The organism is Pedobacter nototheniae, assembly GCF_004335085.1.
GTDB classification, from domain to species: domain Bacteria; phylum Bacteroidota; class Bacteroidia; order Sphingobacteriales; family Sphingobacteriaceae; genus Pedobacter; species Pedobacter nototheniae.
Genome location: NZ_RQRS01000009.1, coordinates 156,937 through 172,721, shown reverse-complemented (window position 1 = coordinate 172,721; position 15,785 = coordinate 156,937). Strand labels below are relative to the sequence as shown.

The window sequence follows — 15,785 nt, the reverse complement described above, 5'->3', positions numbered from 1 at the left end:
AATTTTAGCTATATTCTCCATATTTATTCGTATAGTCCATGATTAAACCTTCAGGCAAGCAGTTGCAAAAAAAATACGGCATCAACTCCGCCCACGCCCTTTACCGGGAGGATGGAAAATGGTACCATCATTTAAAAAAATTCCCAGGTTTGCTGTTTGATGCATATGGCTATTTATGTTTCGAAAGCGAGGCAGACTACAATGCTCATCCAGAGTTACGGTTTGGAAAAGATTTGCATGTGCCTTCAGGGATCAGCAAAATAAGCGGTTACCGATTGTTTCCAAAAAAACCGCCCTTAAATGAAATGGAAGCCCGGGCTGAACGGGTGGTATGGAAGCTGCGAAGCGTGGAACTTCGGAACCGGGATCAGCGCAAGGTTCAACACTTAAAGGCGATATATGGTTACCGCTGCCAGCTGTGTGGCATCCGCATTCCCCTTGGTGAGGAAAGTCATTATATTGAAGTCCATCACATTAAACCGCTGGGTAAAAAGCATATGGGGCCGGATGCTTTGGATAATATGATTTGTGTGTGTCCCAATGACCACGTTCTTTTGGATTTGAAAGCTATTAGATTGGAACAATCTTCGTTCAAGTTCCTAAAACATGAAATCTCGGCTGACTTTTTAGCTTACCATAATGCTTTAGTTCAGTTTTAGGCCAGCCCAAATATTTTCAAATGGGCAGGGTTGAAATAAACTGTAGGATACTCTGAATCGGATTCTAAAACCATTTGACTTGGAATAACGTCGCTGGCAAAAAGGTTGCATAATGCCTCAAATCTGAATAAATATTGTGGCTTATAAATCAGTTGTAATAGGGCAATGGGATTATCATCAATATTTTTATTGAAGCCCTCTTTTATATATTTTCCAACGGCTTTGCGTTTTGCATCCAAAACGCCGTAGCCACAAACCTGCGCCCGGCTATGGGCGCCATCGCCATTGGTCATTTCGACTAACACCTTGCTAAGTAATAAGGGATTATGTTTCCCAATCGGACTTTTATGGTGCCTGCAGACCATAAAAACAAAACGGATAATGGCAGTGGCAATTTGATGATTGCTGTAAGGCAGAATACGCATGCCGTCCCAAATGATGTTGCACCCTCTGTCGATGCGCTGTTGTAATTTCTCATTGAAACGTCCTTTGTCTCTTTGAATGTGAATGAAAAATATGCTTTGCCGACTATCAGATCCCTCATCAAGTGCAGTCTCCAACTGCAGGATATAGGCATCAGTATCCAGCGATCGGATGTCGCGGAGCCTAAGCTCTAAGGTCACAGATTTCCCCGGTTGAAATGCATGCCAATCTTCTTTTTTTCTTTCCAGCCAGGCCTGAATTTGTTTTTTCTGCCAGGAGCTATGTTTTCTGATATGGGGATGTACATAATCAAATATACTGCTTTCTGGAATCGTTGTGATTTGATCTGGCCTTAGCATGGCTTTTATCTGCGCCATGTTTTTGCTTCTGCGTTCCGCCTCAAAAAAATGGTCTAGGCTGCTTTCCAGCGTGCTTTTCTTTAGTGGATAAATTTCCGATTCATTCAGCTCAGTCGATGGCTCATCGAAGGGGAACAGAATTCGATTAAACTGGTAAAAATGTTCAATGCCTTTAAAGGGGGTATATAAAAACCGGCCATGTTGAGCTTCCAATCGCCAGAGGTTCGGGACGGTTACTTGAAGCATGCATGGGCGTAGATCTTTAGGCTTTAGGTACCGTTTCAAAATCGGTTCAGCAAATTTCATCAGCCTTGAAAAATCTTGGGTATCCACGCAAATGATGCAGGCATCTTGGCCAGGCTCGTTGGATTTGGAATGGGTGGCAAAATACCCGGCGATACGCGGTTCGCTGGTAAAGTCAATGTAATTAGTCGGCATGCCGTAGTGCTGCGCAATGGCAAAAAGTTCATCTACTTGATCAAGGTGTTTTTGCAATATTTTATTTTCGCTGACAAAGTAATAAAACTGCATAATACTGTCCTGGGCCAGCTGAAAGTCTTTTTCAGGTATTCGGTGTAATGAGGATACCACTTCCCAATTCTTGGCTTGGCCGCGAAAGAGATCATATTTGCCTTCCGCTTGCCATTTTTCTGCTAAAGCGAGTGCTTCATTTAGGGAGCCCACTCTGGTTTCTATAGGTTCGAAATCGAAATTATCATTTTCCATTGAATGCAATTTTTAAGCTGTTTGGTGCGAGTTCAATTCTGACTTCGAGCCAACCTGGGAAATTAGTGGTTTGTTTTATCAGCTTTTGGAAATCTAAATCTGATCCAGGTTTGAGCGAAATTTGAACGGACCAGGGTTCAAATTGGATCAGTAAACTGTCTAATATGTATGCATCGCTATATTCACTATAGTTAAAAGTCTTTAATGGGTCAAGTGTATCAATAATGCCTAACAGGTAAAAAAGTGGAAAATCGGAAAGTTTAACTTCTGGACAAGAAATCAACTCTTGCAACTCATACTTTTCATATAAGGCTTCGTATCTTTTTTGGGCGATATAAATATTGTGGAGGGATATTGCATCAGCGGCTTGTTTATAATGGTGTTCTAACCTGCGCCCCCAGAAGAGTGTGTGCTCATTTTCCTTCTTCTTTGCCCTTCTAACCTTAATCAATTTATCATAAAGCAACATTCCCCCGAGAAGGCCATGATCAATCACTTTAAAATGCTTTTTGCGGTAGTTGAAATAGTTTTTTCGGCTCTGCAGTAAATGACCGCACTTTGAACCGATTTTTTTAGCAAATAAGTCATATTCAATATCGAAGTGTGCCTTCAAATCCTCCAGAGTATTGATATTTGTTAACTTATCCTTAGCCTCCATGGCGTAGGCATTGTCATGAAACAATGCAATTAGGAACCAAATGAACGGAAAGTTCTGGTAGCCCAAGTGATTGGTACCCCTATCGTATTTGGTGTGAATGTTGGTTTGGTAAAAAAACAAGATGCCAAGGAAAAATACGCTGTTAATATGGTTAGGTAAACGCAGATCATTCACATCAATACCTGATTTCTCAAAGAGATTAACCTTACCACCGCGCTTGAAGTAGCTCTCAATGAATCCAGAATGATTGGGACTGGCCTGGGAAAAAGGGTTGTTAATTTGGTTATATTCATCTATTCCAAAATAGTAATCCCATTGTTCCCGAGGTAAAGCATTAATGACTTGGAAAAGCGTTTGCATAGGTTAACTTATTAATTTTGATTATTTAATGTCATGATATACGGTACTATTTTACTCCGATCTCTCTGTTTATTGGTTCCCATAATGATTTACTTGTTATCTTCAACCCATTTGAATCTGATGCGATAACTATCATTTAGCACTTTCATTTTTGTATTGAACATAAAGGATTCGCCTTTACTGAATTTAAAAGCTGAGCGGATATACCGGAATTGGGCATCGCCTGACAACGGATTTTCCACAATCAGAAGATCATATTTATCAGGGTAGTTCTGCGCCAGGGTGATTTCGCTTGGTGTGATCTTAAAGCCATCCCTGACGCTCGCCACGGCTTTGACTTCGATGTACCTGACTTTCCCATCTTCGATGAGTTCAATATCGCATCCCTTACCTGCCTCGCTAGTGGCTGACACGTCAGCGCGGTAGGCATTTTCAGAAATCCAATTTATCTGAACGTTTTCCCTTCCGGAATACCTTTCTTTAAGTTGGTAATAAGCGAGGAGCTCTCCGATAAAGCCAACCTGTTCCTCTATGCCGGAGCTAAATTTTACAGGCCTTTTACCTTTACCCGAAGCGCCTGAGCGGGTTGAAGTTTTGCTTTCTACTGAACCTGTAGTGGCACTTTTAATTCTGCTCCTCCCAAAATTTGATTTGGCGAGGATCTGTTCAGCAAGAGATTTATAGTCGGTAAAGATAATTTTCTCGCCACCAAAGCTTATTTCGGACTGATTGATTTTTAGGCCTGAATTCAGGGTTAAGTGATCGGTGAGGGTGGCAATATAGGCTTTAAGGGCCTCAGTCTCATGAAAGAGAATTAAAGCTTGCCCTTCATAATTTTCGCTGGCCTGTGCAGGGATTTGTAGGTTCAATGCGTTTAGAGATAGCATATTTTCTTTGATGCGATCATCGATACTGAACAGCGCCATTTGACTAGCGAGTCTGATATTGAATTCGGTTTTAATCAGTTTGATGAAGAAATGCTGCATATCAGTTATAAAGCCATAGGCATTCTGGTATTCCATCCGGTCATAACGGGCCAGTATTTGAAAAATCTTGATTTTTTCTTCAATTGACTGAGCGGAAAGCTGATTGAACATCAACGACCCGAAGCTTTGACGATATGCTGATTTGATGTCCTGAAAATCATTGCGCAGCAGGGTCTTGAAGTCGAGCTCAGGAAACTGTTTTTTGAAGACAGAAAACTTAACTTTGTAAATTTCGAAAAGGTCAAAAAACTGTTTCTGTATGTTTTGCTCAGTTAATTGGGCATAGGTTTCAGGGTCCATAAAAACTTCAGCAACTTCAGAGCTGACTTTTAATTTCCCAAAAAGCATCTTGCGCAGGCTTAACTCATCGGTGAGTTCGAATTTTTGGCCCGTGGCGTGCAAAAATGCACGCCAGAAGGACAAACGGATATCGTCGACGACATTTAGTTCGGCTTTTGCCAAAGCAATTCGGCTATTATCTTCAAGTTGCAATTCCCGTATTAGTAGGTTTTCCTGAGCAAGAGGATGGGTGTTGTAGAGTTCACGTATGAAAGATCGGTACTCTTCAGTGCCGATAATATCGGTCAGGATTTCGGCGACTGCGTCGGCAATTCCGAGATCGCTTTCTTCAGGATTCGTCTGGTCTGAGAAAAGTATGTAAAAGGTACTTTTTTTATTTATAAATTCGAATTCTTCTAAATCAAGGCTATTTCTAACACCGTTGTGGATGTAGTCGGCATTGATTTCACTCACTAGATTAATTCGGAGTTTTTTAAGTGCGGCCTTGATGATACCTCTGGTATCCAAATCCATTCTTAAAGCATAAACGAGCGCTTTGAAGCGGTTAAGATTACTAATAAATACACTGTTAAATTCATGCATTTTAGGCTCCCCGGTCAGCTCAAAACTAATACCAGCCAAAGGTTCCACTCCAAAAATTCGGTTCACTTTTTTTGGTCCTCGCTTGCGATCAATTTGCACGAGTGGAAACTTCTTTAAAAGGTTGTTTGCGTATTTTTTGGTCTGCAGATAATAAGCTCGGTCTACGGGATAGTAATCCCTTTTACCGGCCAGTTCACAGACGACCCGCCCCTCCTCTAAAAAACGTTTGTAGGCCGGATGGGCATTATCCAGACCCGATTCAGGAAAATTACTGATGATTTCTCGATAGATGCTCGGCCCGGCTTTTTTACTGATATCGGACTCAGGCAGGCTCAGCAGCATCCCATATAAGGTGTGCAATGAAAAGGTGGCAATCTCACGGTGAACGCCGCAATTGACCAAATAATTTTCGAACTGGTCTGGATTGATCTCCGCTTTGATTGCATTTTTTTTCAGTGACTCGCTTGGCCGCTCTAAAAAGGGTGAGAACTCTGAAGTGATGGTTTTGGATAAACAGCATTTCTCCGGGCTGGTTCGCGTTCCCGATCTTCCGGCCGGTAGCCACGGGGTATTTGAAAATTGCCATTTAACGAAGGATGGGAGTTCTTTTTGATGAAGTTCCCGGTCGTATAACTTATCTTGAAGTTTTACCCAAACACGGGCATCATTGTAAAGCTCTTTATTTTCTTCAAGAACGGTTCTCAAATTGGGTGAATTTTTAATCCATAACAAGATGTCCTCCGGACTGCTTTTTAAAAGTATCTGGTCCATATCATCAAAAGCCGATATCTTTATACCTGTTACCTTGATCATTGTTTTCATGAAGTCATGATAATCCCTGTATTTAATGGAATAGTTGGTGATGGATTTCTTGAAATCAAGACTTCTTAAAACGTGATCGGCAAAATCATTAAATGCTTTGGTATCCGGACTTAAGGTCTTAACCAAAAGTCTAGGCAGATTGGCTACACCCAGCCATTCAAAATATTCACGAAGCTGCTCAGCCGGAGCATTGAGTTCAAAATCTTCAAAGGAGGATAATATCCGCTTCTGATCGAAGCGGTACAGCCGCTCGCTCAATAGCTCACCATGTGATCTGCCGAAGTAGCAATGGTGGGCACTAATGATGTTTTTCTTTTTGCCCAGAACCGGAAGGCTAACCTTTGAGGGGAGCTGTTCGTTTGAAAGACGTTTTTCTTCTAGAAAGAGTAGGAAAAGATAATGGTGAAGTTCTTTGACCTGCACAGGGGAATCCGCTTTGAGATAGTGGCTCGCAAGGGCGGAAACGATTTCGGTAAAACTGTATTCTTTCAATCCCATAGCAGCAAGATCCGAATTTAAGCTGGATAAATCATTTTCCTGATATACCTGGATAAGCAATTTATGGAGTGCTTTATCCAAAATACTGAAGGGAAGGTTTTCGGGCAAAATAAAAGAATCCCGATTTTCATCCTGCACAAAGAGCTGCTTTGTAAAAGATACCCCTTGTCCCTGATTATCAATAAAAAGTGGTAAAAAGGATAGTTTATTCTGATGAATTGCTGCAATATCCTTGAGGTGGGATCGCATCAGAAAACGGAGCATGCGGGCATAGATGCGCTTTTCAGTTTTCCCCAAACGGCTACAAACCATTTGGTAGAGTTTTTCCGGAGCGTATTGTATAACGCCTAGATTTTCGAGTAAATCATCGATTTCTGGGTATTCAGAGTAGAGAAGTAAGTCTTCTACATCATCCCCATAAAAAAGCCGCTCGTTCAGATGTGGATAGTAAAATACGCCATTTTTGGCGCAGATATAGTTATTGTTTACCGTCGGAAATATTGGTGATTGTTTTGCATTTCTTAGGACCATTTCTTCAAGTCCGGCATCTTTTAGCACATCGCACATGTGCTGGTAATCCGCATTCAGAAAGCTCAGCGGGGCATAGTCTACCGCTTCATTCTTTAAAGCAATATACCTGGCTACTTTAATCATCAGCTCGGCTACTTTCCCACTTAAGAAAGCATTGTTCTTTGCTGGATCATCAATGATGTGGTTCCGGTCCGGACTGAGTTCGAAGGTACCGTGGAGAATGCCCGGGAAGTTAAACTTTGACTGAGTCTCAAAATAGGTATATATATTTCCCTCCCCGAGTTTAAGGTCATCTTTCCAGGCGATGCTGAGTTCGAACACTTTCCCATTATGTTTTCCCTTGTCGTGGAGTATGTTCCAGGATTGCGAGCTACTTGTGCCGCTGATTAGGTTGGTCTGGAAAACGGTAATTTTACCTTTTGTTTTTATGCGCTTATAGATCCGGTGGTAACCTTCGCATTTGAGCTCAATCACATCCAGATTATTTAAAAAAAGCATAGTCTGCATCGAAACCCGCTCTTTCATCTGCTTTTTAACCTGGGTCTGGATATTTTTTTTGAGTTTTACGACGATGCTGGTATCATAAATCTTTGACACCAAGGGTTCTTCCACTACTTCTGGAATTCTTAGGGTGGCGATCGGAAAATCCATTCCAGATTCTTGTTTGAGGTAGGCTTTTAAATCAGGCTGCTGATCGTAAACACGCTGCAGGAAGTTTTGTGCCTGATTCTCGGAAAAAGTGACCTGTTCACCGCCACTTTCAACGATAATGTGTTCTGCCCAGCTTAATATTGATCGGAAACCGAGCCCTTTCTGGCCTATGGTATCGGGTTTCATCTTTTTCCCGCTGCGATGAATATACATCAGTGACTTAAATCCACTTTCGTCGAATTTGTCTCCATTATTGGATATATGGAGCACTTCGCCTCTGAGTTCGATGAATGCTTTTTTATTCTTGGCATTTTTTGCCGCATCATCTGCATTCTGAAGCATCTCCAGCAACTGCCGTCCGTTATAGGAGGCGATGTTTTGCTGCTCGGCTTCATAATGTTCTAAAATATAATCGGGAGAAGTTTTGTAAAGTTCGAATCTGGCTTTTAGCTCATTGTTAATAAAGCTTCGAATTGTGGACATGAGACGTTATGTTTAGACTGCAATATGATAAAATAAATGAAAAAGCAAGGTAAGCAATCTGAAATTGTGAAAATCTTTAGTTTATTTGTTTTTGTATTATTTCATCCATTTTGTTAAATTTGAATCCTAAACATTTGAGTCGAAAAACCGTCATTTTGACAGTTGGTGAGTCCAAATTGTATTTTACAAGTATTTGATAGTCAGAAAGTTATTTAAATAAAATTTGTTCTGGTTTCGTCGGGACCACCCCTTTTGTCAGTAGTTACGTATAGCTACTAGCTTGTTAGTGAAAAATAGATCAGGTATAAGAGAATATTAATAATCTTATACCCTTCCCATTAATTCAAGATACCCCATATAGAAAAAGATATTTCTAAAAATATAATCTAAGAACCTGTGTTTTGAGCTTATAAAGAAATAAGACATTCATTCTATTTTTTTAAAAAAACAAAGTATCTTGCTCTCGAAAAGAAATTTTTGATAGGAAAGTATTATTCTTTCTAATCGACTTTCTAATTAGGATAATAAAAAGCTAGATTTCGCGTTAAAAAACATTTAGAAAATTGGCTGATATTAACACTCAAAACATTTATTTATGACCAAACTCTTTATTGGGGGCCTTCCAGATAATATACAAGAAATGGATTTAGCAATTCATGTTAGTATTCATGGTCAAATAGATACCATAAAAGTTGTACGAGATAGAGCAACAGGAAAATGCAAGGGATTTGCGTTTTTAGAGATTATTAATCTTGCTGCAGCAAATAATATTATAGATAATTTAAATGGCGAAACTTTTAAAGGAAATGTAATAACAGTTAAAATCTGTGAAGAGTTGCCTCCCAAAAAACCTATCTATAATAAAGTGAGTGATCCTTCGAAGAAAAAAAGAGCAAGACTATAACATTGAATTGAAAATAAATAAGGCTTACCATTCGGTAAGCCTTATTTATTGGTTATCTACTACAATCTGCAGTCCAAACTGCACCATCTTTGCTAACCAGCATCTTTAACGAACTTGCATTAACAGTAATACCAGTTAAACCTGATCCAACACTTACATAAGTATTGTCGCCTGATTTTTCAAACTTAACACCAGTAATATCAGGGATATTACTTCCGAAGTAAAAGTTATAGGTTTCGCCAACTTTGCTTACCGTTACTTTACCGTCTGAACTAGTAATGCTTTGACCACTTTTGTTGTAAGATACAGAACCTTTGTATGTGCCAACAAAGAAGTCTGTGTCTGCAGGATCAGTATCCTTTTTGCATGATGCCATAACCGTTAATACGATTAAAAATAAGCCTAAATATTGAATCGTCTTTTTCATAGGGGATGTTTTTGATGTATGCACCCATATTCAAAGCCTATGCCAAAGAAGATTTTTCAAATTTATAAATAGCTACTTCACCGATAAAACAAAGTATTTGTCTTAAGTTATTGATTTGTGTTAAAGCTGCAGACTATTAGGGTTTTAGCTGAGGTTTTTTATGAGATTTAATGATTGTGTTTTAGTTGAAGATAAATTAATTGAAAAAAATTATCAAATATCTTTCACCTAAAAATTTTCTTGATAATCTGATCATTTGTTAGGTCGGTTTAACCATTTTAAAAGCACTCTGCTTCCCAAAATCTGGTCCATGTTTTGCCTTTATCAAGTCTATTAATACCTTCCTTTCGCTCTAGTCTCTGGTTATGATTTATCGAGTCTGCAACACCACACCAAGGTTCTAAACATACAAATGGAGCATCGGGCGCAGCCCATATTCCAAAAAAAGGAAAATCTTCAAAGTGAAAATGTAGACCAAATTCATTTTTAGTATTTAATAAACTTATACAATTACTTTGCATGGTTTTAAATACCAGCGCATCGTTATAAAATAAATTATGCTTTAAATTTAGTTTGTGTCCGCTAAGCTCAATATTATCCGTTTCTGTTGCAACCAAACCACCATCCAATTTCCAATAAGTTAGTTTGTCATCACTATTAAAAGCGAGAAAATAATCCTCATAAACTGTATTAGGGGTATTCGGAACGGCAAAGGCAGGATGTGCACCTAAAGAAAATAATAACTCATCTGCTCCAGTATTTTTTACTTCGTAAGTAACGTTAATTTTTTTATCTATAACTTGATATTTAAGCTTCAACTCAAAATAAAACGGATAAATTTTCAATGTTTCCTCGCTTTGAGATAAAGTAAATATAACTTCCGTTTCAGTTTGTTTCTCTACACTAAAAACCTGATCTCTTGCAAAACCGTGGCGAGGTAAGTTGTAGCTTTTGCCCTTGTAGATGTAGCTATCATCCTTTAAAGCGCCAACGATAGGAAATAAAACCGGGCTATGCTTTGCCCAATATTTTGGATCAGCGCTCCATAAATATTCTATTTTGGTTTCTTTACTAAATAAGCTTTGCAATTCGGCACCTTTTGCGGATAGGCGTACCTTTAAATAGTTGTTTTCTAAGGTTATCATTGTATTTTAAAAGTAGTAAATAAGACGAGCTTTAAAAAACTTTTTTATTAAATTTGAAAGGAAGCTGTCCTTGTAAATATATTATGATTATAAAAATCTTAAGTTCTGTATTAATTCTTTTGGCGCTTTATATGGGCATAAAACAAGGCTGGGCAATGCTATCTGGAAAGCCCGAAATGGTTGATATGTTTAATAAATGGAGTGTAGGCAAGCTGGCTTTATCCATTGTTGGTGCCGTTACAATTATTGGAGCAGTATTGATTTTATTTCCGCAAACTTTTTTATGGGGAAACTTTATTTCCGCAGCTGTAATTTTACTAATTATTTGTTTTCACCTGAATGAAACATCTATATCAACTGCTGAACGTTTAAAAGGTGTTGCTATAGAATTACCTTTTTTGCTACTCTCTTTAATAATAATTTATTTGCAACATCCATTTTCAAAAAATATCGGTTAATTAATGAGTTTAGATTTAAGTAAACTATCCAATTTAAAGGTAAAAGCAGCTATTAATGCCTTGCAAAAAGGCGATATTAAAAGTTGGTTTGCCCTATGCGCAGATGATGCGATTTTATATGATGATGGAAACCAATTGCAGTTTAATAATTTCTTTAAGAAGGCAATTGGGCACGAACGTTTTACCAGTATTGATAAGGTGGAAAATAATGGCCTTGATGTTTATGGGAATTTCCATTCAGACCAATGGGGAGATTTTAAAACCTATTTTAAGTTTCAAATTAATAAAGCAGGAAAAATAAGTCGATTGGATATTGGTCAAGCTTCTTATTAATTTGTAAAAAGGGTTTGAAGTTACTCGGTGTAGAACTTCAAACCCCGTTGAAAACTAAGAATTTTCTTCCCAAATTATGGCAATATTAATAATTGTTTGAATGGCCTTTTCCATATCCTGTACACTTACCCACTCTTGCTTACTGTGAAAAGCATGTTCTCCAGCAAAAATGTTGGGGCAAGGTAAACCCATAAACGAAAGTCTTGAACCATCGGTACCACCTCTAATACTTTGCTGTTTTGCTACAACACCAGCTCTTTCAATAGCTTCAATACCGTACTCAACAATTTTAGGATGTTGATCCAAAACTTGCTTCATATTTCTATACTGCGCCTTAATATTCAATTGGTATGTAGAATTAGGATATTTTTGCATAACAGTTTTAACCGTTTCCTCTAAAAACCGGCCGTGTTCTGCTAATTTTTCATCGGTAAAATCACGAATTATAAATTGCGCCTCTGCCTGTTCAACTTGTCCTTTTATAGCTACGGGATGAATAAAGCCCTCTTTTTGGTGGGTTGCCTCTGGCGTTAAACGATCTTTTGGTAAATCATCTAAAATTTCGGCAAGAATTTTAATAGCACTTTCCATCTTTCCTTTGGCAAAGCCTGGGTGTGTGCTAACTCCGTGGATTATCAGGTTTGCACCATCTGCAGAAAAGGTCTCATCTTCTATAGAACCCAGAGTTTCGCCATCAATTGTATAAGCAAAATCTGCTGCAAGTTTTTTCAAATCAGCTTTATCTACGCCACGACCTATTTCTTCATCAGGCGTAAAAAGAATTTTTATAGTGCCGTGTTTTACTTCAGGATTTTTTACGAGGAAATTAGCTGCTTCCATAATTTCGGCTACGCCAGCCTTATTATCAGCACCCAACAAAGTAGTGCCGCTTGCCGTTATAATGTCGTTTCCTAATTGGTGTTTTAAATCTTTATGGTCTGCAAGTTTAATTACTATGCTATTATCATCAGGTAAAACTAAATCCTCGCCCTGATAATTAGTGTGGATAATAGGTTTTACATTTTCGCCGCTACAATCAGGAGAAGTATCCATGTGTGAACAAAAACAAATTACCGGGATGTTTTTTTCTGAAGTGGCAGGAATTGTGGCATACACATAACCGTTTTCATCCATATGGGCATCGGTAATACCCATTTCTAAAAGCTCTTTTGCAAGCTCTGCTCCAAGGTTTTTTTGCTTTAAGGTAGAAGGGCAGCTTGGAGAATTGGGATCAGACTGAGTATCTATTTTAGCGTATTTAATAAATCTGGTCTCTATCGAATTGTTAAAATTTTTATATGTGCTCATAAATCAAAGGTAAAAGTTATAGATATTGAATAAACATATTATTTTTGTGAAAAAAAGATATGATTGGTAAACACCTGAAAATAACATTTCTAGCGATTACATTTTTGTGTTCTCTTCAATATTCTTCAGCGCAATCTAACTATTTTAAATGGTCTGGTGGTATAGGTGCGGGCATAAATCATTCCAGTACCGATGTTTATAAAGGTAGCTGGGGCCATACTTTTTATGGCGTAATAGATCATCATTTCACCCCTTTTTTAACTGGTGGTATTGAAGCTCAATATGGTTTAGTACAAGGGGGCGATATTGTTAACGATCCACACAACAGGCAATTTGTAAATGAATATAGTTCTGTTGCTTTGAGTGGAAAGGCGATGATTGGCGAATTTATCAATTACGAAAGAAACGACTTTTTAAATTATATAAAAGGCTTATATGTAGGCCTGGGTGTTGGTGTAATTAATAACAATTTAACCCAGGTTGTGCGTTATAAGCCATCATGGGCAAAAATTGATCCTAATTATGGTCCTTTTCCTGGGAAAGATAAAAGTGTAAATCTTTGGGTGCCTTAAAATTTAGGAATCAACTTTTTTATTAATGATGGTTATGGGTATCCGCGTTATATAATCAATGTAAACGCACAAAGTAATTACACCTTTGGCGAAGGCTTGGATGGCTACGATGACCCAACAACTAAATTTAAAAATTACGACCCTGATACTTATAATGTTTACAGTATTGGCGTTAAGTATTTCTTCGGTAACATTAAGGTTTATCGTAAAACTCTATAAAACCATTCAATAATTATTGCATGAGAAAAATCTTCGTGCTTTGGCTACTTTCTTTATCGCTAAATACAATGGCACAACAAACCCCTTACGAACGCAGTAGTAAAACGGAAACTACAACCTATAATGAGGCCATTAGTTATTATGAAGTTCTTGCTAAAACCTACCCCCAGGCAAAATTATTAACTTATGGCAGCACCGATTTTGGTAAACCCCTGCATTTGCTTGTTTTATCAAAAGATAAAATATTTGATCCTGTAGCGATTAGAAAAAGCAATAAGCGGATTCTGCTAATAAATAATGGAATCCATCCGGGAGAGCCCGAAGGTGTTGATGCTTCTATGATGCTTGCCCGCGATTTGCTTAAAACTGATAAACTGCCTAAAGATGTAGTAATTTGTATTATTCCTCTTTATAATATTGATGGTAGCTTTAACCGAACAGGCACATCAAGAGCCAATCAAAACGGCCCTGTTGCATACGGTTTCAGAGGGAATAGTAAAAACCTGGATTTAAACAGAGATTTTATAAAAACAGACTCTAAAAACTCAGCAGCTTTTCAACTGATATTTAATACCTGGAAACCTGAAATATTTGTAGATACGCATACCAGTAACGGTGCCGATTACCAATATGTAATGACTTTAATTCCAACACAAAAGGATAAACTAAATTCAATACTTTCTGCTTATTTAACAGAAACTTTGGTGCCTGATTTGTACAAAGGGATGGAGAAAGTTGGCTATCCGATGATTCCGTATGTAAACTCAATTGGCGAAACGCCTGAAACTGGAATAACTGGTTTTATAGAATCGCCACGCTATTCTACCGGATACACAACTTTGCACAATACCATTGGTTTTATGCCCGAAACGCATATGCTAAAATCGTATTATTTGCGTGTTGATGCCACTTATAAATTGTTGCAAACCTATGTAGATATAGTTGAGCGTGATGCAAAGCTAATAGGAGAAAATAAGAAAAAGGCTGATGATTTTGTAGCTTCGCAAGAGGAATTTCCTTTAGAATGGAAACTGAATAAAAGCGTGGTAAATGATTTAACTTTTAAAGGATTTGAATCTGGTCAAAAACCAAGCACGGTGAGTGGGGCTGATCGATTATTTTATGATAGAACCAAGCCTTATACTAAAATAATTAAAGAGTGGAATAAATTTGAGCCAGCTACAACCGTTAAAAAGCCAATAGCTTACATTATTCCAAAAGCTTGGGATAAAGTGATTGCGTTGCTAAAGCTTAATGGTGTTAAATTAGAAGAGTTAAAAGCCGATGAGAAAATTGCTGTGGAAAGTTATTATATCGGAGATTTTAAAACTGCAACACGCCCATACGAAGGTCATTATTTGCACTCTGCAGTTAAATTAACCCCGGTTGCACAAACTTTACAGTATTACGCTGGTGATTACGTGGTTTATGCAAACCAAGCCGTTAATCGCTATATTGTTGAAACTTTAGAGCCACAGGCAACAGATTCTTTCTTTAACTGGAACTTTTTCGATTCCATATTGGATATGAAAGAGCATTATTCTGCTTATGTTTTTGAAGATACTGCAACAGAAATTCTTAAAAACAATCCATCATTAAAAGCTAAACTCGAAGAAAAGAAAACAGCAGATGATGCCTTTGCAAAGAATGGGGCAGCACAACTTGATTTTGTCTATAAAAATTCTGATTATTACGAGAAAACACACAATAGATATCCAGTAGCACGTTTAATAAGCAACGTAAAACTCGATTTAAAATAAACCAAATGGAATACCTACACGCAGCCCCGGTTGCCACTATAATTTTTGTTTTTACCGTTGTAACCAGTCTTTATGCTTTTTATGATAACGGGCTTTATGGAAAATTTATGCTACATCCGTACAGCGTAGCAAAAGGGCATAAAGTATACTCTATTATAACAAGCGGTTTAATTCATAAAGATTGGATGCACCTGTTTTTTAACATGTTTACCTTCGCGGCATTTGCTTTTACTTTGGAGCAATTAATGGGAAGTTGGCAATTTGGTTTGCTTTATTTCTTGGGCTTAATTTTAAGTGATTTGCCAACAATTTTTAAACATAAAGATGATTTTCATTACAATAGTTTAGGTGCATCAGGTGCAATTAGTGCAGTTTTATTCAGCTATATATTGTTTAATCCAATGTCTAAAATTTATATCATGTTTATCCCAATCGGGATTCCAGCTGTAATTTTTGGCATTATTTATTTAGTCTATTGTGCTTACGCATCCAGAAACTCAAGAGATAGTATAAACCACGATGCCCATTTTTTTGGCGCATTAACAGGTTTAATTTTCACCATTATTTTTGTACCCGGTATCTTGCAAAATTTCTTTTCAGCTCTCTTAGGATCGAGATAAA

The 15,785-nt window shown here is 37.9% G+C and carries 13 protein-coding genes; 7 read left to right on the top strand and 6 right to left on the bottom strand.

What is annotated here, in order from left to right:
* Positions 1–38: 38 nt before the first annotated feature.
* The gene (locus EHC72_RS10150; protein WP_131537575.1) at positions 39–659 is read left to right on the top strand and encodes an HNH endonuclease; all 621 of its coding nucleotides are present in this window, start codon (positions 39–41) and stop codon (positions 657–659) included.
* Here the strand turns inward: EHC72_RS10150 and EHC72_RS10145 are convergent.
* From EHC72_RS10145 to EHC72_RS10135, 3 genes are all read right to left on the bottom strand, one after another.
* Positions 656–2,167, bottom strand: a complete 1,512-nt coding sequence (locus tag EHC72_RS10145) for an FRG domain-containing protein (RefSeq protein WP_131537574.1) — start codon at positions 2,165–2,167, stop codon at positions 656–658. The genes EHC72_RS10150 and EHC72_RS10145 overlap by 4 nt on opposite strands.
* Positions 2,157–3,185 (bottom strand): hypothetical protein, encoded by a 1,029-nt coding sequence (locus tag EHC72_RS10140; RefSeq protein WP_131537573.1) that lies wholly within the window; start codon positions 3,183–3,185, stop codon positions 2,157–2,159. The genes EHC72_RS10145 and EHC72_RS10140 overlap by 11 nt, the downstream gene beginning before the upstream one ends.
* Before the next feature lie 89 nt (positions 3,186–3,274).
* Positions 3,275–8,038, bottom strand: a complete 4,764-nt coding sequence (locus EHC72_RS10135; protein WP_131537572.1) for a DUF3883 domain-containing protein — start codon at positions 8,036–8,038, stop codon at positions 3,275–3,277.
* 595 nt (positions 8,039–8,633) lie between these two features.
* On the opposite strand from EHC72_RS10135, the gene EHC72_RS10130 reads away from it, so the two are divergent.
* Positions 8,634–8,942 carry an RNA recognition motif domain-containing protein gene (locus EHC72_RS10130; RefSeq protein ID WP_131537571.1) on the top strand — a complete coding sequence of 103 codons (309 nt, stop codon included), beginning with the start codon at positions 8,634–8,636 and terminating at the stop codon, positions 8,940–8,942.
* A 52-nt stretch (positions 8,943–8,994) separates the two neighbouring features.
* On the opposite strand, the gene EHC72_RS10125 is transcribed toward EHC72_RS10130, so the two are convergent.
* Positions 8,995–9,369, bottom strand: a complete 375-nt coding sequence (locus tag EHC72_RS10125; RefSeq protein WP_131537570.1) for a hypothetical protein — start codon at positions 9,367–9,369, stop codon at positions 8,995–8,997.
* A gap of 278 nt (positions 9,370–9,647) precedes the next feature.
* Positions 9,648–10,514, bottom strand: coding sequence for an aldose 1-epimerase family protein (locus EHC72_RS10120; RefSeq protein WP_131537569.1), 867 nt, complete (start codon positions 10,512–10,514; stop codon positions 9,648–9,650).
* Between the two features lie 83 nt (positions 10,515–10,597).
* On the opposite strand from EHC72_RS10120, the gene EHC72_RS10115 reads away from it, so the two are divergent.
* Together EHC72_RS10115 and EHC72_RS10110 are read left to right on the top strand one after the other, a co-directional pair.
* Positions 10,598–10,972, top strand: coding sequence for a DoxX family protein (locus tag EHC72_RS10115; protein WP_131537568.1), 375 nt, complete (start codon positions 10,598–10,600; stop codon positions 10,970–10,972).
* A 3-nt stretch (positions 10,973–10,975) separates the two neighbouring features.
* Positions 10,976–11,305 (top strand): nuclear transport factor 2-like protein, encoded by a 330-nt coding sequence (locus tag EHC72_RS10110; protein ID WP_131537567.1) that lies wholly within the window; start codon positions 10,976–10,978, stop codon positions 11,303–11,305.
* 54 nt (positions 11,306–11,359) lie between these two features.
* On the opposite strand, the gene pepT is transcribed toward EHC72_RS10110, so the two are convergent.
* A complete protein-coding gene (pepT, locus tag EHC72_RS10105) occupies positions 11,360–12,613 on the bottom strand; it encodes a peptidase T (RefSeq protein ID WP_131537566.1) in 1,254 nt (417 codons plus the stop codon).
* A gap of 59 nt (positions 12,614–12,672) precedes the next feature.
* On the opposite strand from pepT, the gene EHC72_RS10100 reads away from it, so the two are divergent.
* From EHC72_RS10100 to EHC72_RS10090, 3 genes are all read left to right on the top strand, one after another.
* Positions 12,673–13,185 (top strand): hypothetical protein, encoded by a 513-nt coding sequence (locus EHC72_RS10100; protein ID WP_131537565.1) that lies wholly within the window; start codon positions 12,673–12,675, stop codon positions 13,183–13,185.
* A gap of 239 nt (positions 13,186–13,424) precedes the next feature.
* The gene (locus EHC72_RS10095) at positions 13,425–15,164 is read left to right on the top strand and encodes a M14 family metallopeptidase (RefSeq protein ID WP_246029414.1); all 1,740 of its coding nucleotides are present in this window, start codon (positions 13,425–13,427) and stop codon (positions 15,162–15,164) included.
* Between the two features lie 5 nt (positions 15,165–15,169).
* Complete coding sequence (locus EHC72_RS10090; RefSeq protein ID WP_131537564.1) at positions 15,170–15,784, top strand: rhomboid family intramembrane serine protease; 615 nt, start codon at positions 15,170–15,172, stop codon at positions 15,782–15,784.
* Position 15,785: the final 1 nt, after the last annotated feature.

Coding starts and splice junctions, on each gene's coding strand:
- EHC72_RS10135 (WP_131537572.1), bottom strand. CDS start 8,038: ATGTCCACAATTCGAAGCTTTATTAACAATGAGCTAAAAGCCAGATTC.
- pepT (WP_131537566.1), bottom strand. CDS start 12,613: ATGAGCACATATAAAAATTTTAACAATTCGATAGAGACCAGATTTATT.
- EHC72_RS10140 (WP_131537573.1), bottom strand. CDS start 3,185: ATGCAAACGCTTTTCCAAGTCATTAATGCTTTACCTCGGGAACAATGG.
- EHC72_RS10110 (WP_131537567.1), top strand. CDS start 10,976: ATGAGTTTAGATTTAAGTAAACTATCCAATTTAAAGGTAAAAGCAGCT.
- EHC72_RS10130 (WP_131537571.1), top strand. CDS start 8,634: ATGACCAAACTCTTTATTGGGGGCCTTCCAGATAATATACAAGAAATG.
- EHC72_RS10090 (WP_131537564.1), top strand. CDS start 15,170: ATGGAATACCTACACGCAGCCCCGGTTGCCACTATAATTTTTGTTTTT.
- EHC72_RS10095 (WP_246029414.1), top strand. CDS start 13,425: ATGAGAAAAATCTTCGTGCTTTGGCTACTTTCTTTATCGCTAAATACA.
- EHC72_RS10145 (WP_131537574.1), bottom strand. CDS start 2,167: ATGGAAAATGATAATTTCGATTTCGAACCTATAGAAACCAGAGTGGGC.
- EHC72_RS10150 (WP_131537575.1), top strand. CDS start 39: ATGATTAAACCTTCAGGCAAGCAGTTGCAAAAAAAATACGGCATCAAC.
- EHC72_RS10120 (WP_131537569.1), bottom strand. CDS start 10,514: ATGATAACCTTAGAAAACAACTATTTAAAGGTACGCCTATCCGCAAAA.
- EHC72_RS10100 (WP_131537565.1), top strand. CDS start 12,673: ATGATTGGTAAACACCTGAAAATAACATTTCTAGCGATTACATTTTTG.
- EHC72_RS10125 (WP_131537570.1), bottom strand. CDS start 9,369: ATGAAAAAGACGATTCAATATTTAGGCTTATTTTTAATCGTATTAACG.
- EHC72_RS10115 (WP_131537568.1), top strand. CDS start 10,598: ATGATTATAAAAATCTTAAGTTCTGTATTAATTCTTTTGGCGCTTTAT.